The organism is Acidisoma sp. (assembly GCF_965199065.1).
Lineage (GTDB): Bacteria > Pseudomonadota > Alphaproteobacteria > Acetobacterales > Acetobacteraceae > Acidisoma.
In genome coordinates this window covers 1,716,697-1,734,973 of record NZ_CBDAQN010000003.1, presented here as the reverse complement: position 1 = coordinate 1,734,973, position 18,277 = coordinate 1,716,697, and the positions used below count along the sequence as shown (strand labels likewise).

The window sequence follows — 18,277 nt, the reverse complement described above, 5'->3', positions numbered from 1 at the left end:
GCCTTGCTACCTGGTAGGGCGAGGGGGGTCCTCTGTGTAATCGTAGAAGCCGCGCTTCGTCTTGCGCCCCAGCCAGCCCGCTTCGACATACTTCACCAGTAGCGGACAGGGGCGGTACTTACCGTCGCCCATGCCGTCCTGCAGGACGCGCATGATCGCCAGACACGTGTCGAGGCCGATGAAATCCGCCAGCTCGAGTGGCCCCATCGGCTGGTTGGTCCCGAGCTTCATGGCGGTATCGATCGCCACCACCGAGCCTACACCCTCCATCAAGACGAACGCCGCCTCGTTGATCATGGGGATCAGAATGCGGTTGACGATGAACGCCGGGTAATCCTCGGCCACTGCCGTCGTTTTACCCAGCCGGTGAGCCAGCGCCTGGACGGCGTCAAAAGTCGGGTCGTCCGTGGCGATGCCGCGGATCACCTCGACCAGCTTCATGACCGGCACGGGGTTCATGAAGTGCATCCCGATCACCTTGTGTGGCCGGTCCGTTGCCGCAGCGAGGCGCGTGATAGGGATGGAAGAAGTGTTCGAGGCGATCAGCGCCTCCGGCTTGAGATGCGGAACAAGTCCCTTGAGGATCGCGAGCTTGGTCTCCTCGCGCTCCGTGGCCGCCTCGATGACGATATCGCAGCCTGAGAGGGCGTCGTTCTCTTCAGCCGTGACGATGCGAGCGAGCGCCGCCTCCTTGTCTGCTTCTTTGATGGCGCCCTTCTGCGCCTGCCGGTCCATGTTGCGGGCGATGGTCGCCACTGCCTGGAGGAGGGCCTCCCGCCGGACGTCGACGAGGACCACCCTGAGACCGGCGAGCGCCGCAACGTGGGCAATACCGCTCCCCATCTGGCCGGCACCGATGATGCCGACGCTGTCGATGCCTTGGCCGGTTCCGGTCATATCCAATATCCTTCGCGATCGGCGCACCCGATCATCCGCAGCCCTGGCGCCGCGACAGGAACCGCAGCCACTCCCACGATCGTGATCACTGGAAACGATGATCGGCGCGTTCGCGGCTGCGAGGCTACATCGAAACCCTTTGGATGGGACAGGCCCACGCTCCACCCATGCCGAGGCAGCGGGTCCGGGCTTGGCATCGACGAAGTTGAGCTTCACCCCGGTCCGTCGATCCGGTATGCGCAGCAGGCCGCGGGCTGTCCGCACAGGCGCCGTCTCGATGAGCATCCTCAGCCGTAGGCCTGCAGGCCGCGGGGCGATCGTGTTGATGTTGCGTGCTGCACCCGGTTCGATAGGGACGAAATAGCGCTGATGTGGATTGAGACGAAACTGGCTGCCATTGCGCGCCTGAGCAGCCGGCATGCACCCTGGCTGGTCCTGGCTGGATTGCTGATCGCCGTCGGCAGTGCCTTCTACACGAAGAACCATCTCGGCATCGACACCAATACCGACGATCTCTTCTCCGCGAAGCTGCCCTGGCGACAGGCGCAGATAGCAATGGACAAGGATTTTCCGCAGTATGGCGACCTCCTGGTCGGGGTTGTCGATGCCAAGACGCCGGAGGAGGCGGATGCCACGGCGGATGCCATCGCGCGTGCCGCCAGAGCCGATCATGCTCACTTCAGGACAGTGCGCCGCCCCGACGATCTGGCCTTCTTCAAGACGGAGGGCCTGCTCTTTCTCGACCAGCCGAGCCTTCAGAAGCTTCTGAACAACCTCGTCCAGGCGCAGCCGTTCATCGGGCAGTTGGCCGCCGACCCCTCCATGCGCGGCCTGCTGACGGCGATCGGCCTCCTCGGGCAGGGAGCCGCCCAAGGTCAGGTGGATCTCTCCGGCTATTCGACCGCTCTGCAAGGCTTCGCCCAGGGATTGAAATCAGCCGCATCCGGTCACCCGGAGCCGATCTCCTGGCAGCGGTTGCTGGGCGGCACGCTGAGCGACAAGGCTGGCCCCAGCCGCTTCGTCCTGGTTCAGCCGGTGCAGGATTACGGCGTCATCGAGCCGGGCGCCGATGCGACCGCCGCGTTGCGTCACATCGCGTCGGAGGTGCCGACCATAGAGAGCGGCCGCGCCACCTTCCGGATCACTGGACAGATCGCGCTTGCCGACCAGCAGTTCGCCTCGCTCACCGAAGGCATCGTCACAGTCACGGTGATCTCGGTCCTGCTCATCCTGCTCTGGCTGGTGCTGGCGGTGCGGCGCCTCCGTTACATCCTCGCGATCGTGCTCACGCTCATCCTCGGGTTGCTGCTCACCACATTTTTCGCGAGCCTCGCAATCGGCACGCTGAACCTGATTTCAGTGGCGTTCGCCGTGCTGTTCGTCGGCCTCGCGATAGACTTCGCGATCCAGATCTGCGTCCGCTACCGCGACGAGCGGCGGCTCTCCCCCGACGCCGAGACGGCGCTGGTGCAAACGCTGCGCAAGACCGGAAACTCCGTTCTGCTCGCGGCGGTGTCGATTGCCGCCGGCTTCTTCGCCTTCGTGCCCACAAGCTTCAAAGGCGTCGCCGAGCTTGGGCTCATCGCGGGCGTCGGGATGCTGATCGCCTTCGCCTGCACGATCACCTTCCTCCCGGCGCTGATCACCTTGCTGCGGCTGCCGGCCGAAGGCCATGAAACCGGCATCATGGGGTTGGCGCCGCTGGACGGGCTGTTGCGCCGGCAGCACCGTCCGGTTCTGGGACTCTTCGCCGTGCTCGCCATAGCCGGTGTCGTTCTGCTGCCCCGGATCACCTTCGACAGCGACCCGCTGGATACGCAAAATCCGCATACGGAGGCAATGGAGACGCTTCGGGCGCTGGCGAGCAACCCGGTCACCAACCCCTACAGCATCGATGTGCTCTCGCCGTCCGTCGCCGCGGCCGCCGGGCTGGCGGCGAAGCTCAGCCTTCTGCCCATGGTGGATCACGCCATCTCGCTGTCTTCCTTCGTGCCGGCCGATCAGTCGGCGAAGCTCGATGCAATCGCGGATACGGAGGAGCTTCTGGCGCCCACCCTCAACCCGGGGCCGGCGTCACCGGTCACTCCGGGAGACATCCGGATCGCCGCGACCACCGCCGAAAAGGCGATCGACAGCGCCCGGGCGAAGCTCGCACCCGGCAGCCCCCTGCTGGCGATCGGCGCCGATCTCGCCACTTTAGGCCGCGAGAGCGACAGCCAGCTGATGGCGGCCAACGCGGCGCTGACCGAGTTTCTGCCCGTTGAGCTGGACAATCTCCGCTCGTCGCTCTCTGCCGGGCCGGTGACGCTGGCAAACCTGCCGCGGAACCTGACGATCGACTGGCTGACCCCGGATGGACGCGCCCGCGTCCAGGTGCTGCCCAAAGCTTCAGCGATGAACAGCCAGGGCCTGCGCTCCTTCGTGAACGAGGTGACCGCGGTCGCACCCGGCGCCGGGGGATCAGCCGTCACCGTGATCGACAGCGCAACAACGATCATCGACGCCTTCCGGGAGGCCGCCGTGCTCGCTTTGGTGGCGATCGCGGCAATGCTGCTGATTTTCCTCCGCCGCCCGCGCGATGTGCTGCTGATCCTGGCCCCGCTGGTGCTGTCGTCTCTAATGACCGTTCTGGTCATCGTGCTGCTGCCGCTGCCGCTGAACTTCGCCAATATCATTGCTTTGCCCCTGCTTCAGGGCGTCGGCGTGTCCTTCAACCTGTATTTCGTAATGAACTGGCGTGCGGGGGAACAACGATTCCTGGCGTCGCCCACGGCACGCGCGATCCTGTTCTCGGCGCTTACAACGGGGACTGCCTTTGGCTCGCTGGCGTTCTCGCACCATCCGGGAACGGCCAGCATGGGGCTGCTGCTGTTGCTAAGTCTCGTCTGCACGCTGATCGCGACCTTTATCTTCGAGCCCGCGCTGCTCTACGCCGTACCCCCACCGAAGGCGACGCGTCCGGCCCCCGGCACGATCGAGGAACACGAGCGGGTGGGCTGACCGACACCGCGAAAGAGCTGGAATATGATGCGATATCGTATCATATTATCTGATGTTCTTGGGTTCAGGTCTGGAAGCGATCGGGCGAGGTATCTGGCGCGTTGCCACGCATTGCACCGATAGCCTGCTGCCGCCGCAATGCCCGCTCTGCCGGAGCTTCGTCGACGGGCCGCACAGGCTTTGCGCCATGTGCTTCGGCCAGATGAACTTCATCACGGCTCCGCACTGCATCCGCTGCGGCCTGGCTTTCGCCACCATGGGCGAGGCCGGGCTGCAGGGTGAATGCCTCGGCTGCATGCGCCGGCCGCCGCGCTTTGGCCTCGCCCGCGCTGCCTTGCGCTACGATGCTGCTGCTCAGCCGCTCATCCTGCCGTTCAAACATGCCGACAGGACCGAACTAGCGCCCGTTCTAGCGGCGATGATGGCACGGGCCGGCGCTGGCCTGCTGGCGGAGACGGACGCAATCGTTCCGGTTCCCTTGCATCGCCGGCGCCTCGTCGCACGGCGCTACAACCAGTCGGCTCTACTGGCGGCTTGTCTTGCGCGAATCGCCTCCCGGCCGTGGCTGCCGGATACTCTGACGCGCCAGCGCGCCACGACCCCCCTAGGCGACTTGTCGGCAGCGGCACGTCGCGAGGCGGTTTCGGGCGCTTTCGAGATCCGGCCGTCCCGCCGGGCGGCCATCCAGGGAAAGCGCATTCTGCTGATCGACGATGTCATGACCTCCGGCGCCACGGCCTCGGCTTGCGCCGAAGCCGCCCTTCAGGCGGGAGCGGCCGCCGTGAATGTTCTGGTGGGTGCGCGCGTACCGGCGCCGGACAAGGAATGGTCGTGGCCCGTGAACCGCTGGAGCTGAAACCGTCGTTTTCATTTGGGCTTCAACGCCGTCGCTAAAACACGTTACGCCTCTTGCCGCCGCGCGCGGGTGCTCCGATCTCCCGAACACATGACGGAGTAAGACCATGGCCGAGATCGAGATCTACACGCAGCCTTTCTGCCCCTACTGCGCCCGCGCATTGAAGCTTCTGGAAAGCAAGGGCGTCGCGTTCCGGGAAATAGATGCTCCCGGGGGCAGCCCTGCTCGCACGGAAGCACGCGAGCGGTCGGGACGGACATCGGTGCCGCAGATCTTCATCGACGGCAGACATATTGGCGGGTGTGACGATCTGGTGGCGCTGGACCGGAAGGGCGGGCTGGATCCACTGCTTCGCGCAGCCTGATCTCACTCAGGGAATGAGGACAGTGCTTCCCGTCGTCTTTCGAGACTCCAGTGCGCGATGGGCTTCGGCGGCGTCGCGCAGCGGGAAGGTCTGATCCACCTCGATCTTGACGATCCCGCTTTGGACGACGGCGAACAGATCGGCGGCCGCCGCGAGAAGTGCTGGCCTCTTCGCCACATAGGTGTTGAGGCTGGGACGTGTGAGAAAGAGGCTCCCTTTGGCTGCCAACACGCTCAGATCGACGGGTGGCACCGGGCCAGAGGCGTTCCCAAAGCTCACCATGGTCCCCAGCGGCGCCAGACAATCGAGACTCGCGGTGAAAGTATCGCGGCCGATGCTGTCGTAGACAACCGGCACCATTGCCCCTGAGGTGATCTCCCGCACGCGCGCGGGCAGGTCCTCGTGCGCGAGAAGGACATGGTCGGCACCATGAAGTTTGGCCAGGGCGGCCTTGGCTTCATTGGATACGACGCCAATGACGTTTGCCCCGAGATGCTTGGCCCATTGGCACATGACGAGACCTACTCCGCCCGCTGCCGCATAGATCAAGACAGTGTCCCCGGGCATGACCTTGTAGGTACGCTTCAGGAGGTATTGGGCCGTGAGGCCGGTCATCATCATCCCGGCCGCCGCTTCGAAGGATATGTCGGGCGGCAGGTGGACAAGCCGGTCTGCCGGCATCACCCGCCGTTCCGCATAAGCACCGAGTGGCGCCGAAGAGTAGGCGACCCGATCGCCTTCCGAAAACTCGGTCACGCCCGGGCCAAGGCGGATGATCGTGCCTGCCCCTTCCATGCCGGGCGTCATCGGCAGAGGGGTCTTGTAAAGGCCGCTGCGGAAATAGACGTCGATGAAGTTCAGCCCGACGGCTGCATGCTTGATGAGCACCTGCCCCGGCCCTGGGTCAGGCGTGGGCACCTGTTCCCACACCATCACCTCGGGGCCACCTACGGCATGCACGCGTATCGCATGGGTCATCGCGTGGTTCCGTTCGTCCTGTTTCGACATGACACTATTTCCAAGCTTGATCCTTCCTTCGACACGCCGGGCCTTCGGACCGTCGCGCGCCGCTCGAGATCGAGAAGAAAGTTCTTGGTCTCGACACCCTCCCCGCCACTATAGCCGCCGATTGCGCTACCACCGCGCGGACCGGTGCCGACAACGCGATGACATGGGATGAGTATTGGAACTGGATTGGCGGCCATAGCGCCGCCTACCGATCTCGGCGAGCCACCTGCGATCAATGCGACAGCTTGGTAGCTCAGGGTTTCTCCCGGCGCGATCCCGCCGACGACAGACCAGATGCGTCGTCGATAGACAGTGCCCAAGAGAGCGAGCGGTAAAGTCATGGGCTCCATCTCTCCGTCGAAATAGGCATGAAGCCAGGCTTTCGCACAGAGGAGCAATGGGACAGGGTCCTGATCGCGGCCCCAGCCCCAGTCAACGGCCACGATGGAATCTGCTTCCGCGGAAACCGTGATCGGCCCAATCGGCGTGTGAAGAGATAGCTGAGGCAAGGCAAGGCTCGATGTGGTGAAGCCTCATGCCAGCCCTCAGGCACCGGGTTGTCAAGCGGAGACTAGGGCTTAGACATTGTGAGCCTCTGTACAGGCGTCTTCCTCATCCGGGGCATGCCCTGTTGAGCAGGCGTCCAAGCTTAACAGAGACGAGAAGCCGTTCAACCAGGCTATATTTGACGATCGATAGGAACCGCTTGATGAATGACATGACTGCCACCTCGCCTGACACGGAGCGTCTGCCGTTCTTCGACGTTCATATATTCGTTTGCTGCAACCGCCGGCCTGATGGCCACGCTCGCGGCTCCTGTGCCGCTCGCGGCTCTGAAGCGCTGCGTGACTACATGAAGGCGCGGGTGAAGGAGGCCAAGATACCGCATGCGCGCGTGAACATGGCAGGTTGCCTCGACCGTTGCGAGGAGGGTCCATGCATCGTCATCTACCCTGAGGGCGTTTGGTACAGGATCGAGACCCGAGGCGATGTCGACGCTGTCATCGAACAGCATCTCCTGGGCGGAGGCCGAGCCGACGCCCTGCGGCTTCCCGCCGGCCGGTCGGCATAGCGTCCGTTCGCGGACGACTGTCAATGATTGAGGACACGATCTTTGCTCCCATGACTGGCATTGGCCGATCCGCAATCACCGCATTGCGAATTAGCGGAGCGAGGGCGAGCGCCGTCGCCGCTGCGATGTGCGGCGGCTGCCCTCCTCCGCGGCGCGCCAGCCTCAGGAGCATCCATGACGCCCGGGGAGACCTTCTGGACAGGGCAATCGTTATCTGGCTGCCTGGGCCGGCGACCTACACCGGAGAGGACGTGGCCGAGTTCCATCTTCACGGTGGTCGCGCGGTTCTGGATGGGGTCGCCGACGCCCTGCTCGAGTTTGGCCTTCGGCTTGCGGAGCCGGGGGAGTTCAGCCGCCGCGCGTTCTACAACGGGCGACTGGATCTGGTGCAGGCGGAAGCCATCAGCGATCTGGTTGCGGCCGAGACGGCTGGGCAACGGCGGCAGGCACTTCGGCAGATGGAAGGTGCTCTGGGGCGCCTGTATGAGGTCTGGGCGGATCGTTTGACGCGTGTTCTGGCTCACCAGGAGGCGCTTATCGACTTTCCTGACGAGAACCTGCCACCGGCCGTAGAGGCTGCTCTAACGGCAGAGGTAGCATCTATCGCCGCCGAAGTGGCTACGCATCTTTCGGACGGTCGCCGTGGAGAGAAGATGCGGGAAGGTCTGGTGTTCGTTGTGCAGGGACCGCCGAACGTCGGAAAGTCAACGTTGGTGAACGCTCTGGCGGAGCGCGATGTAGCCATCGTCTCTCCCCATGCCGGCACGACGCGCGACACTCTGGAAGTGTCGATTGTGCTGGGCGATGTGCCGGTAACTTTGATCGACACTGCTGGGCTGCGCGATACCGACGATCCGGTGGAAGCGGAAGGCGTCCGGCGCGCGCGGGCTAAAGCCGAAACAGCTGATCTCGTTCTCCGGCTGATCAGCGCACAACCAATGGTGGATGATGCCGCATCCAATGGTTGGCTAGCGGGGAAAGGCTTGATTAAGGGCGGTTGTGAGCCTCCCGAGCTGCTGATCGGAACTAAAACCGATCTGGCTCCACATTCTGCCGATGTCGACATTTCTGTAAGTGCTCGAACTGGCGCTGGGATGAGCGAGTTGCGGCATAGGTTGGCCACGATTGCCGCCGAGGCAACGGGCCAGAGTGGACCTCCGCCGCTTACGCGCCAGCGACACCGCGCCCTGCTCAGCGAGACACGGAACCTGCTGCACACGGCACACCTCGAGGCCGAGCCCGAACTGAGGGCGGAATCGCTGCGTTTGGCTTTGGCCGCGCTCGGAGGCATTACGGGAAAAGTCGGTGTCGAAGCTTTACTCGATCGCGTCTTCGGTGACTTCTGCATCGGGAAGTAGCGGTGACCGAACTGCGGCTGTATGACCGCATTATGGACAAACACGATGACCGACAGGATGGAACTGGCTTGCCCGGTTGGGCGGCAGCCGCCCGTCATCCGGACCAACAACCCTCGGATTACGATGTGGTTATCGTCGGTGGAGGCCATGCCGGATGCGAGGCTGCCGCAGCGGCGGCCCGAATGGGGGCCCGCACCCTTCTTCTCACGCACCGGATAGAGACGATCGGCGCCTTGTCCTGCAATCCCGCGATTGGCGGCATCGGCAAGGGGCATTTGGTGCGGGAGATCGATGCCTTGGACGGGGTCATGGCAGTGGCTGCCGACCGGGCCGGGATCCACTTCAAGGTATTGAACCGAAGCAAGGGACCGGCCGTTCGTGGGCCTCGTGCCCAGGTGGATCGGCATCTATATCGCCTCGCGATGCAGGCCTTGCTCGCTGAGCAACCGGGGCTTTCGATCGTCGAGGGTGAAGCCGCAGATATCTCACTTGGCGCGGATAGGGCCGTATCTGAAGTCATCGACAACAATGGCCGGCAGTACCGCTGCCGGGCGGTCGTGCTGACGACGGGTACTTTCCTTAATGGCTCAATCCACGTCGGCCATCAAAAGACGCCGGGCGGCCGGATCGGCGAAGAGCCTGCCATTGCACTTGCCATGCGCCTGCGGAATCTGGGGCTCCCTGTCGGGCGGCTAAAGACAGGTACGCCGCCTCGCCTTGACCGGGCAAGCATCAACTGGGACGTGCTGGCAGTTGACGAGAGCGAGAACCCGCCCGAGCCGTTCAGCACCATGACCGACCAGATCGAGAACCGCCTTGTGGACTGTGGTGTCACCGGGACAACGGAGGCGACACATGTGCTGATCCGACGACACCTACACGAATCAGCAGTTTATGGTGGCCATCTGTCAGGGCGTGGTCCGCGTTACTGCCCGTCGGTCGAAGATAAAGTGCACCGTTTCCCAGACCGGCAGAAGCATCAGATATTTCTGGAGCCCGAAGGTCTGCCGGAGCACCCAGGTGGAGATGTCGTCTATCCGAACGGCATCTCGACCAGCCTGCCGGCTGCCGTTCAGGAGGCTATGCTTGAAACAATTCCTGGGCTCGAGCGAGCCCGGATCCTCCGTTATGGTTACGCGATCGAGTATGACTTCATCGATCCGCGGGCACTGACGCATGACCTCGAACTAAGGGCGGTTCCTGGTCTTTTCCTTGCAGGACAGATCAATGGAACAACTGGTTATGAGGAGGCTGCGGCCCAGGGACTGATTGCCGGGCTTAACGCAGCTCGCCGCGCCGGAGGTGGCAGCCCTGTCCGCCTCGACCGTTCCGAAGGCTATATCGGGGTTCTGATCGACGATCTGGTCACGCATGGAGTGACGGAACCCTATCGAATGTTCACGTCGAGGTCCGAATATCGCCTATCACTTCGTGCGGACAATGCCGACTTGCGTCTGACTGCCAAAGGCATTGAGTGGGGCTGCGTTGGTGCATCTCGCGCTCGATCCTTTACAGACTACCGTAACGCGCTAGATCGCATCCGCCTCGTATCCAAGGCCTTTACCTGCAGCCTTTCGGATCTGAAAGCCGTGAATGTCGCCGTTCGCCCGGACGGGAGCGGGCGAAGCCTCTACGAATTGCTTTCATTGCGCGCCGTCTCCGCCGATACGCTTTTCCAGACGTTTCCGTTGTTGGCTGAGCTTCCAGCCAAAGTCTACGCTTCGCTGGAGACCGAGGCGCGTTATGCTGCTTATGTTGATCGTCAAGAAGCCGAGATACGTAGTTTCCGCCGTCAGGAGGACATTCAACTTCCGGAACGTCTTGAGATCGATGGACTCGGCGGGTTGTCGGCAGAACTTCGCGGAAAGCTCACTGAGCAGCGACCGCGATCACTGGGGGCCGCGGCGCGTATCCCGGGCATGACACCGGCGGCCTTAGCAGTGCTTCTTGCCGCTTTGCGGAAGCTGGATGGAAGTGTTCCACGTGAAACACCATGAACCATTGATGGAGCTCATGCCGCAGCACGAGGATGACCATCAATTTGTCATCGATGTGGGCCCCGCCATCCGAGACCAGCTACTTGCGTTCAGCCATCTGTTGCTCCGCTGGAACCCGGCTATCAAGCTCGTCAGCACGAAAGACCTCGCTCACCTGTGGTCGCGCCATATTAATGACGCGCTCCAGCTTGCGCCACTCATGCCACCAGACGTCGATCATGCTGTCGATCTCGGCTCGGGTGGTGGCTTTCCGGGCTTGGTTCTAGCTCTGGCCACAGGCGTGCATTTCGACCTCGTGGAGTCTGACACCCGAAAGGCAGCCTTTCTTCAGGAGGCCGTAACTCTCACGAAAGCGAATGCGACGGTTCATGCGACGCGGATCGAAAACGTTGGGCTGAAGCCGCGGATGATACTCAGTGCCCGAGCTCTGGCGCCGCTTTCGAGACTGCTGGAGCTGAGTTATCCACTGCTGGAGGAGGCCGGCATCTCCCTGTTCCCCAAGGGGGAGCGCGCTGAGGCCGAGATCGCCGAAGCAAGCAGAACCTGGGCAATGGATGTCGAACGGATCCAGAGCCGAACGTCACCCAGCGGCCTTATTCTGCGCATCAAGAACCTCCGGCGCCGCGAAGTGGCATTTTCATGAGCCTCCTTACCCGTGCCCGCGCAATGATCGAGGCCGATCGTAAGCTGACAGGCACAGAACCTGTTGCGGCTAAGAAGCCACCGACGGCTCCGGCTCGTGTCATCGCTATTGCCAATCAAAAAGGCGGCGTCGGCAAGACGACGACTGCCATCAACTTATCAACGGCTTTGGCTGCAGCGGGCCATTCGGTCCTGCTCGTGGATCTCGACCCTCAGGGTAATGCGTCAACCGGTCTTGGTCTCGCGCGCAACGCGCGTGGGCACGGCATGTTCGCAGTATTAGCCGAAGGGTATGCGATAGCCGACACAGTCCGAGAGACGATGATCCCCGGTCTTTCGATCCTTCCAGCGGACCCCGATCTTGCCGCGGCCGAACTCGAGCTTGTCAGCGCCAGCCATCGAGAAACACGTCTGAAAGCCGCGCTCGCCGCGTGGGGGGCACTGCCGCACCATGATTTCGTGATTATCGACTGCCCTCCAAGCCTGGGGCTGCTGACACTCAACGGGCTTATCGCCGCTCAGGATGTCCTGGTTCCTCTTCAGTGTGAATTCTTTGCCCTGGAGGGCATTACCCAAATCACACAGACGATCGAGGCCGTTCGCAAGCGGCTGAACCCTGCTCTTTCTCTTCACGGCATCGTCTTGACGATGTACGACCGCCGTAACAACCTCTCTGATCTTGTAGCCGAGGACGTCCGCGGCTTCTTCGGCAATAAGGTATATGACACCGTGATCCCCCGTAATATCCGTGTTTCTGAAGCTCCCAGCCACGGCAAGCCGGTCCTTCTCTACGATTGGAAGTCTCCTGGTTCCCAAGCCTATATCAGGCTTGCGGCTGAACTGGTGGAGCGCATGGGACAAGCTTCGGGTCGGGGTGCATGAGCGTGCGTGATGCCGGACCAAGGCTGGGTCGGGGTTTGGCGGCTCTTCTCGGTGAAGACACTCCAGTTCAGCCGAAGGATGCATCGATCCAGTTGCTGGCGCTGGATCTGCTTGCCCCAGGACCTTTCCAGCCGCGCCGACAGGTGGACCCGGCCGAGCTTGCGGCCCTCGCGGATTCCATCCGCGAACAGGGCGTGCTGCAGCCGATTCTCGCTCGGCCCGATCCTGACGCGGCCGGCCGCTACCAGATCATCGCCGGTGAACGCCGCTGGCGTGCAGCACAGCAGGCGGGCTTACATGAAATTCCAGCCCTTGTGCGCGTCCTCACCGACGTTACGGCGATGGCGGCAGCCCTCGTCGAGAATCTCCAACGCGAAGATCTCAACCCTATAGACGAAGGCGAAGGCTATCGTCGTCTGATCGATGATTTTGACCTTACACAGGAGCGGGTCGCGGAAAGCGTCGGCAAATCGCGCAGCCATGTCGCCAACACGATGCGACTACTCAAGCTGCCGTCTGCAGTGCAGACGGAACTTCGCCGCGGAGCAATCAGCGCCGGACATGCGCGGGCGCTGCTCACGCACCCAGACCCCGCGCGCGCTGCGCTTGCCGTCATTGCGCAGGGCCTCAACGTTCGCCAGACCGAGGCTCTTACGGCTCGTCAGGTTGATGGTGAGGCCACGACCAAGCAGCGGCCAACGCCCGCCAAGGATCCAGATGTACTAACTCTCGAACGCGACCTGCAGGAGAGGCTCGGACTAGCGGTATCCATTGTCGCGCGAGGTCAGGGTGGCGTCCTCCAGCTCAACTACAAGAACCCTGATCAACTGGAAGGCTTACTCGCACTTCTGCTTAAGCCGTAGCGCCGCTTTCGCAGTCGCACAATCCTGTGGCAGATATCGTTGTCGCCGTCGGCGGCTGGAGGACGCTACCCTAATTAACTTGCCGGTTACGAAGTTCCCCTAGAACCCGCGAGAGCGGGCGCAAACGTACAACGGCTTCAGCTAGTGATGAGAATGATCCATTACGAACTTCAGTGCGATAAGGACCACGCCTTCGACGGCTGGTTTAAAGATAGCATCTCGTTCGATCATCAAGCCGCGTCTGGCTTGATTGCCTGCCCGTTGTGCAGCAGCATCAGGGTAAGACGCGCTCTGATGGCGCCGGCTCTGAGCCGCCGCCGCCCTCAGGCCGGTGAAGTATCCGTTGTCAATCAGGCTGACCCCGCCCCTACTCCGGCCGACTCAAGCGGCTCTCTCTCCACCATAGCGCCGCCGCCTTCTGGCGCAGCCGGGACAGAAACAGCGGAGAAACTTCGGTCCTTGCTTCAGCGCCTCCGATCGGAGGTCGAAAAGCACTGCGATTACGTCGGTCCACAATTCGCGGAGGAAGCTCGGCGGATCCATTACGGCGAGAGCAAATCACGCGGCATCTATGGAGAGACAACCTCATCAGAGGCCGAGGCGCTTGCGGATGAAGGTATCGCCTTCGGTGTGGTGCCATGGCTCCGACGCTCCGATAGCTGACGCCGCCTCTTGCGTAGAAGCAGCGGCTCAGACTGACAGCCCGTGCTCTCGCGCCCAACTGCTGAGAGGTTCGCGCAGACTATTCGCTTGCGGCTGGTGGCTACGGATCGCAGACATCACCCTTCTGAATGCTCCTAGATCGGCGCGACGCAGAGCTGCTTTCACTCTTGGCAGGGCCGACGGCGACATGGACAGCGAGTGAAACCCGAGGGCCACTAGGATCAAGGCCTCCAAAGGTCTCCCGGAGGCTTCGCCGCAGAACGACAGCCAGACATCCTCGGCCGCGGCATGACGAACCACACTCTCTAGCAGGTCCAGCACTGGCGGCGAGATCAGGTCGTAGCGGTTCGCGAGATTTGGGGTGCCCCGATCGGCGGCGAACAGGAACTGCATGAGGTCATTTGAACCGACCGAGATGAAGTCGACCTCCTTCATCAAGGCCGGAAGCTGCCACAGCAGAGCCGGCACCTCCAGCATCGTTCCCACGCGAAGCTTTGCCGGCTTATGCTCGATCCGTGCCACTTCGGCTTCCAGAAGCGCACGCGCCGCCTTAAATTCGCCGACGGTCGCAACCATCGGAAACATGATGGAGAGGTCGCGGCCATGCGCGCCCGCCAGCATGGCGCGCAACTGCCGCCTCAGCGTCGCCGGACGATCAAGCCCTATACGAAGCGACCGCCATCCCATAGCCGGGTTTTCACTGATTGGCAGATTGGCGCCCGCAAGAATTTTGTCGCCGCCCAAGTCGAGCGTTCGAAACAATACCGGCCTGCCACCCGCATGATCGAGGACGCGAGCATATTCAGCGGTCTGCCGAACCACCAGCGTTTCACTTGCAAGATAGGCTTCCGCTGCCGTCTGATCCGCGGCCTCTGCCTCCGGCCGATGCTGCGCCAGAAGAGAAATCTCGGTGCGATAGAGCCCGATGCCGGCCGCGCCAGTCGCCTCCAGCTGCGGCAGTTCCAGTGGCAGCCCGAGGTTGATCATCAGCGACACTTCAACGCCGTCGGCTGTCGTCGACGGTTTGTCGCGCAATGCGATCCATTCCACCGCGTGCGCACGCTGCAGGCCGATGGCGCTGGCATAGGCTTGGCGAACCTCATCCTCGGGACGCAGGATGAAAATGCCATCATCGGTATCAAGGATGCCCTTATCTCCGTCGCGACAGGCATCCATCACCCCGCGCGCGTCCGATAGCGCCGGCAAGCCCAGCGACCTTGCCAGGATGGCCGCATGCCCAGCCGCGCTCCCCTCTTCGATGACCAGCCCCGCAATGCCGCGGCCATGCCAGTCCAGCAACTCAGCCGGCCCAAGGCGTCGCGCTATTAGGATAGCCCCGGCAACGTCTGGAAGCACATCTTCCGGGTGCTGCACGCCGTCATGATCAAGCCGAGCGAGCTGCAGAACAAGCCGATTGCCCAGATCCTCGATATCGACCAGCCGCTCCCTAAGGTAAGGATCGGTGATGCGGCGCATCCTCTCGCGCAATTCGCCCATCACGCGCATGACCGCCGCCTCAGCCGAGAAACCTCCCTCGATCATGGCTGACACGCGCTTGAGCCAGCCGGCATCCGCCGCGATCAGCCTGTAGGCCGCCATTATGTCGCCGGAAGCATCGCCGGCTATGGCGTCGGAGGTTCCCCGGATCAGCTCGTCCAGTCCGCGTTGCATTCCCTCGCTGGCAGCGAGCAGCCGACGCTGCTCCACCTCGGGGTCTGCGGCCAGGACATGCCGTCGGGCTACTCGTTGCCCAGCGCGGACAATCGGGCCGATGACGATGCCGGCGGCCAGCGGCAACCCGTCGAAGCGCCGAGGGAGCGCGGCACCAAAGCCCTCATCCCGTACCTCGACCGCTCCAGCCGTCGTCATCATCTCGGCGAGGAGCATGGCGACCGTCTCAAGCGCCTCCTGCTCGATATCGGTATATCGCCTCGGCTCCCGGCTCTGCACCGTCAGCACGCCGATGATGTGGCCAGAGCGTCTGATCGGGATAGCAAGCAGAGACGCAAACGCCGCCTCGCCGGTTTCCGGCCGTTGCGCAAAACCGGGATGGCCTCGGGCATCAGCCAGGTTGATCGGGCTGCCCATGGCAGCTACCAGGCCCACAATCCCCTCCCCTAGCCGCAACCTCGTCCTGCCGACGGCTCCGGCTTCCAGACCCCAGGTCGCCGCAAGTTCCAGAACCTCTCCCGTCCGCATGACGTAGACGGAACAAACCTCCGTCAGCATCTCAATTGCGACGAGCTCGATCAGCTTGGGGAGCGGAGTGCTCCCGATAGCCAGACGCTCGCGTAATATCGCGAAAAGGCGCCTTGGGCTCCAGCTGAGAGGTTCAGGCCTAGGTGCTGGAGTGTCCACGGGTCGCCAGCAATGCTTCAGCCTCGTCCAGCAGTTGCCCGATCACCGTGGCCACAGGCTTCTCCTCCTGCACCTGCCCGACCGATTGTCCGGCCATGACAGAACCAAGTTCCACATCCCCGTCGACCACGGCACGCCGCAAGGCGCCTGCCCAGAAGTGCTCGATCGACAGTTGGGCCTGTTCGCGGTTGACCTCGCCAGCCTGGAAGCGTCGCAGCGTCTCCGCCTGATGCTCCACGAAGCGGCGAGTGCCGGCATTCGCGAGGCCGCGGACGGGTATCACCGGAAATCGTTCGTCGAGTTGAACCGACGGCAAGGCGTCGCGCGCATGCGCCCGGAAGAACGCCTTTTTGAAGTTGGGATGGGCGATGCTGTCGCTCGTCGCTGCGAACATCGTGCCAAATTGGGCGCCCGCCGCACCCATTTCGAGCAAACCGACGATTGCCTCACCCCGTGAAAGGCCGCCCGCGACGAAAACCGGCACTTCGCGGACGACCGGGAGGATCTCCTGCGCCAGCACAATCAGCGACACCGGTCCAATATGGCCCCCCGCTTCCGATCCCTCGATGACCAGCGCATCCGCACCGGAGCGCACCAGGCGCCGAGCCAGCACCAGCGCCGGGGCGAAACAGATGAGCTTAGCCCCACCATCTTTAACGGCACGCACAGCACTCCCAGAGGGCACGCCGCCTGCCAGAACGACATGGCCGACCTTAGCGCGAAGGCAAACCGCAATGAGGTCATCCAGCGCCGGATGCATGGTGATCAGATTGACGCCGAACGGCCGGTCCGTCAGCGCCTGGGTCGCAGCGATTTCCGCCTCCAGAAGCGCGGGCGGCATCGAGCCGCAGGCGATAACCCCGAACCCCCCACCGTTGGAGATGGCGGACACAAGGTGGCGCTCGCTGACCCAACTCATCGCGCCGCCCATAATGGCATAGCGCGTCCCGAGAAATTCGGTCCCGCGTTGCCACAAGGCTGAAAGACCGGATGAAACAGACCGCTCCGCCGCATCCGCGACGGGAGAAGCCGGCATGACCGCGTCAGGAGGCATCGAGACCGTAGGCGGTATGGAGGGATCGCACAGCAAGCTCCGTATAATCGGCAGCAATGAGAATGCTTACCTTGATCTCGCTCGTGGATATTACTTGAATATTGATGCCCTTGTCCGCGAGCGCACGGAACATCGTGCTTGCAATGCCGGCATGGCTGCGCATCCCGACGCCCACGACGCTGATTTTCGCGACGTTGGTGTCCGCGAGGAGGTCCGCATACCCGATCTGCCCTTTGGCCGAGGCAAGAGCCTGCTGGGCCCTCGGCAGATCGGAGCGGCCGACCGTGAAGGTCATGTCGGTCATTCCGTCTTCGGAAATATTCTGCACGATCATGTCTACATTCACGTTTTCGGCCGTGAGAGCGCCGAACACCATCGCCGCTACGCCTGGCCGGTCCGGCACGCGGCGCACCGTGAGCTTCGCCTCATCGCGCGAATAGGCGATACCGGAAACGAGTTCCTTCTCCACGATCTCATCCTCATCAACAACCAGCGTGCCCGGAACGTCCTGAAAGCTTGATAGAACCTGAACCCGCACCTTTTCCTTCATCGCCAGCTCAACGCTCCGCGTCTGCAGCACCTTAGCCCCGACGGATGCGAGCTCGAGCATTTCCTCGTACGAGATCCGGTCCAGCTTCCTCGCCCGCGCGACGATCCGTGGGTCGGTCGTATAGACACCGTCCACATCCGTATAGATGTCGCATCGATCGGCCCGCAGTGCTGCCGCCAATGCCACTGCCGATGTATCCGATCCGCCACGCCCGAGCGTCGTGATGCGATGGTCCGGCCCCAGCCCCTGGAAACCTGCGACCACCGCCACCTGCCCTAGCCCCATCCGGTGGACGAGTTCCGCCCCGTCGATCGTCTCGATGCGCGCCTTGCCATGGGCGCCATCGGTCCGGATCGGGATCTGCCAGCCGGCCCAGGACCGGGCCTCGACCCCAAGCGTCTGCAGCGCGATCGCGAGCAGACCGGCCGTCACCTGTTCACCCGTCGCCACGACGGCATCGTATTCGCGCGCATCGTGCAAAGGCGACAGCGTCTGGCACCAGACGACAAGCTGATTGGTGGCACCGGCCATTGCCGAGACGACGACGGCGACCTCATGCCCGGCCTCGACCTCCCGGCGGACCAGGTTGGCCACATTGCGTATACGATCGAGATCGGCGACGGATGTGCCGCCGAACTTCATGACGATGCGGGCCATAAGACCTTTCGAAGCGATCCTGCCTCTTTGGCTTGCCTGGATTAGGCGCATGCCGG

At 63.0% G+C, this 18,277-nt stretch carries 16 protein-coding genes; 10 read left to right on the top strand and 6 right to left on the bottom strand.

Annotation, left to right across the window (positions count from 1 at the left end):
* Nucleotides 1-6: 6 nt before the first annotated feature.
* The gene (locus tag ACOEQ1_RS16205; RefSeq protein WP_419760721.1) at nucleotides 7-897 is read right to left on the bottom strand and encodes a 3-hydroxybutyryl-CoA dehydrogenase; all 891 of its coding nucleotides are present in this window, start codon (nucleotides 895-897) and stop codon (nucleotides 7-9) included.
* Nucleotides 898-1,266: 369 nt separating this feature from the next.
* On the opposite strand from ACOEQ1_RS16205, the gene ACOEQ1_RS16200 reads away from it, so the two are divergent.
* From ACOEQ1_RS16200 to grxC, 3 genes are all read left to right on the top strand, one after another.
* Nucleotides 1,267-3,897, top strand: a complete 2,631-nt coding sequence (locus tag ACOEQ1_RS16200; RefSeq protein ID WP_419760265.1) for an MMPL family transporter — start codon at nucleotides 1,267-1,269, stop codon at nucleotides 3,895-3,897.
* Nucleotides 3,898-3,949: 52 nt separating this feature from the next.
* On the top strand, nucleotides 3,950-4,753 hold the full coding sequence (locus ACOEQ1_RS16195) for a ComF family protein (protein WP_419760264.1): 804 nt from the start codon (nucleotides 3,950-3,952) through the stop codon (nucleotides 4,751-4,753).
* A 106-nt stretch (nucleotides 4,754-4,859) separates the two neighbouring features.
* Nucleotides 4,860-5,117: a glutaredoxin 3 gene (gene grxC / locus ACOEQ1_RS16190; RefSeq protein WP_419760263.1), complete on the top strand. Its 258-nt coding sequence runs from the start codon at nucleotides 4,860-4,862 to the stop codon at nucleotides 5,115-5,117.
* A gap of 6 nt (nucleotides 5,118-5,123) precedes the next feature.
* Here grxC and ACOEQ1_RS16185 read toward each other — a convergent pair whose 3' ends face one another.
* Together ACOEQ1_RS16185 and ACOEQ1_RS16180 are read right to left on the bottom strand one after the other, a co-directional pair.
* Nucleotides 5,124-6,095: a quinone oxidoreductase family protein gene (locus tag ACOEQ1_RS16185; protein ID WP_419760262.1), complete on the bottom strand. Its 972-nt coding sequence runs from the start codon at nucleotides 6,093-6,095 to the stop codon at nucleotides 5,124-5,126.
* Entirely contained in the window at nucleotides 6,092-6,634 is a 543-nt protein-coding gene (locus ACOEQ1_RS16180; protein ID WP_419760261.1) for a methylated-DNA--[protein]-cysteine S-methyltransferase, read from the bottom strand. The genes ACOEQ1_RS16185 and ACOEQ1_RS16180 overlap by 4 nt, the downstream gene beginning before the upstream one ends.
* A gap of 200 nt (nucleotides 6,635-6,834) precedes the next feature.
* On the opposite strand from ACOEQ1_RS16180, the gene ACOEQ1_RS16175 reads away from it, so the two are divergent.
* The 7 genes from ACOEQ1_RS16175 (at nucleotide 6,835) to ACOEQ1_RS16145 (ending at nucleotide 13,602) form a co-directional block, all read left to right on the top strand.
* Entirely contained in the window at nucleotides 6,835-7,197 is a 363-nt protein-coding gene (locus tag ACOEQ1_RS16175; protein WP_419760260.1) for a (2Fe-2S) ferredoxin domain-containing protein, read from the top strand.
* Between the two features lie 23 nt (nucleotides 7,198-7,220).
* Nucleotides 7,221-8,555: a tRNA uridine-5-carboxymethylaminomethyl(34) synthesis GTPase MnmE gene (gene mnmE, locus ACOEQ1_RS16170; RefSeq protein ID WP_419760259.1), complete on the top strand. Its 1,335-nt coding sequence runs from the start codon at nucleotides 7,221-7,223 to the stop codon at nucleotides 8,553-8,555.
* Nucleotides 8,556-8,557: 2 nt separating this feature from the next.
* Entirely contained in the window at nucleotides 8,558-10,552 is a 1,995-nt protein-coding gene (gene mnmG, locus ACOEQ1_RS16165) for a tRNA uridine-5-carboxymethylaminomethyl(34) synthesis enzyme MnmG (RefSeq protein ID WP_419760258.1), read from the top strand.
* A complete protein-coding gene (rsmG, locus tag ACOEQ1_RS16160) occupies nucleotides 10,524-11,195 on the top strand; it encodes a 16S rRNA (guanine(527)-N(7))-methyltransferase RsmG (protein ID WP_419760257.1) in 672 nt (223 codons plus the stop codon). The genes mnmG and rsmG overlap by 29 nt, the downstream gene beginning before the upstream one ends.
* The gene (locus ACOEQ1_RS16155; protein ID WP_419760256.1) at nucleotides 11,192-12,076 is read left to right on the top strand and encodes a ParA family protein; all 885 of its coding nucleotides are present in this window, start codon (nucleotides 11,192-11,194) and stop codon (nucleotides 12,074-12,076) included. The genes rsmG and ACOEQ1_RS16155 overlap by 4 nt, the downstream gene beginning before the upstream one ends.
* The gene (locus ACOEQ1_RS16150; protein WP_419760255.1) at nucleotides 12,073-12,939 is read left to right on the top strand and encodes a ParB/RepB/Spo0J family partition protein; all 867 of its coding nucleotides are present in this window, start codon (nucleotides 12,073-12,075) and stop codon (nucleotides 12,937-12,939) included. Before ACOEQ1_RS16155 ends, ACOEQ1_RS16150 begins: the two co-directional genes overlap by 4 nt.
* Nucleotides 12,940-13,086: 147 nt before the next feature.
* Nucleotides 13,087-13,602 (top strand): DUF1178 family protein, encoded by a 516-nt coding sequence (locus tag ACOEQ1_RS16145; protein WP_419760720.1) that lies wholly within the window; start codon nucleotides 13,087-13,089, stop codon nucleotides 13,600-13,602.
* A 27-nt stretch (nucleotides 13,603-13,629) separates the two neighbouring features.
* Here ACOEQ1_RS16145 and ACOEQ1_RS16140 read toward each other — a convergent pair whose 3' ends face one another.
* From ACOEQ1_RS16140 to ACOEQ1_RS16130, 3 genes are all read right to left on the bottom strand, one after another.
* Nucleotides 13,630-15,831, bottom strand: coding sequence for a phosphoenolpyruvate--protein phosphotransferase (locus ACOEQ1_RS16140; RefSeq protein ID WP_419760254.1), 2,202 nt, complete (start codon nucleotides 15,829-15,831; stop codon nucleotides 13,630-13,632).
* A gap of 109 nt (nucleotides 15,832-15,940) precedes the next feature.
* Nucleotides 15,941-16,996, bottom strand: coding sequence for an NAD(P)H-dependent flavin oxidoreductase (locus ACOEQ1_RS16135; protein WP_419760253.1), 1,056 nt, complete (start codon nucleotides 16,994-16,996; stop codon nucleotides 15,941-15,943).
* Between the two features lie 7 nt (nucleotides 16,997-17,003).
* Complete coding sequence (locus tag ACOEQ1_RS16130) at nucleotides 17,004-18,221, bottom strand: aspartate kinase (protein ID WP_419760252.1); 1,218 nt, start codon at nucleotides 18,219-18,221, stop codon at nucleotides 17,004-17,006.
* Between the last annotated feature and the right edge of the window lie 56 nt (nucleotides 18,222-18,277).

Excerpts from the sequence above, each read along its gene's own strand:
- ACOEQ1_RS16205 (WP_419760721.1), bottom strand. The coding sequence starts at position 897 with ATGACCGGAACCGGCCAAGGCATCGACAGCGTCGGCATCATCGGTGCC.
- ACOEQ1_RS16150 (WP_419760255.1), top strand. The coding sequence starts at position 12,073 with ATGAGCGTGCGTGATGCCGGACCAAGGCTGGGTCGGGGTTTGGCGGCT.
- ACOEQ1_RS16140 (WP_419760254.1), bottom strand. The coding sequence starts at position 15,831 with ATGCTGACGGAGGTTTGTTCCGTCTACGTCATGCGGACGGGAGAGGTT.
- ACOEQ1_RS16135 (WP_419760253.1), bottom strand. The coding sequence starts at position 16,996 with ATGCCGGCTTCTCCCGTCGCGGATGCGGCGGAGCGGTCTGTTTCATCC.
- mnmE (WP_419760259.1), top strand. The coding sequence starts at position 7,221 with ATGATTGAGGACACGATCTTTGCTCCCATGACTGGCATTGGCCGATCC.
- ACOEQ1_RS16145 (WP_419760720.1), top strand. The coding sequence starts at position 13,087 with ATGAGAATGATCCATTACGAACTTCAGTGCGATAAGGACCACGCCTTC.
- ACOEQ1_RS16185 (WP_419760262.1), bottom strand. The coding sequence starts at position 6,095 with ATGACCCATGCGATACGCGTGCATGCCGTAGGTGGCCCCGAGGTGATG.
- ACOEQ1_RS16130 (WP_419760252.1), bottom strand. The coding sequence starts at position 18,221 with ATGGCCCGCATCGTCATGAAGTTCGGCGGCACATCCGTCGCCGATCTC.
- grxC (WP_419760263.1), top strand. The coding sequence starts at position 4,860 with ATGGCCGAGATCGAGATCTACACGCAGCCTTTCTGCCCCTACTGCGCC.
- ACOEQ1_RS16200 (WP_419760265.1), top strand. The coding sequence starts at position 1,267 with ATGTGGATTGAGACGAAACTGGCTGCCATTGCGCGCCTGAGCAGCCGG.
- ACOEQ1_RS16175 (WP_419760260.1), top strand. The coding sequence starts at position 6,835 with ATGAATGACATGACTGCCACCTCGCCTGACACGGAGCGTCTGCCGTTC.
- rsmG (WP_419760257.1), top strand. The coding sequence starts at position 10,524 with ATGGAAGTGTTCCACGTGAAACACCATGAACCATTGATGGAGCTCATG.
- ACOEQ1_RS16195 (WP_419760264.1), top strand. The coding sequence starts at position 3,950 with ATGTTCTTGGGTTCAGGTCTGGAAGCGATCGGGCGAGGTATCTGGCGC.
- ACOEQ1_RS16155 (WP_419760256.1), top strand. The coding sequence starts at position 11,192 with ATGAGCCTCCTTACCCGTGCCCGCGCAATGATCGAGGCCGATCGTAAG.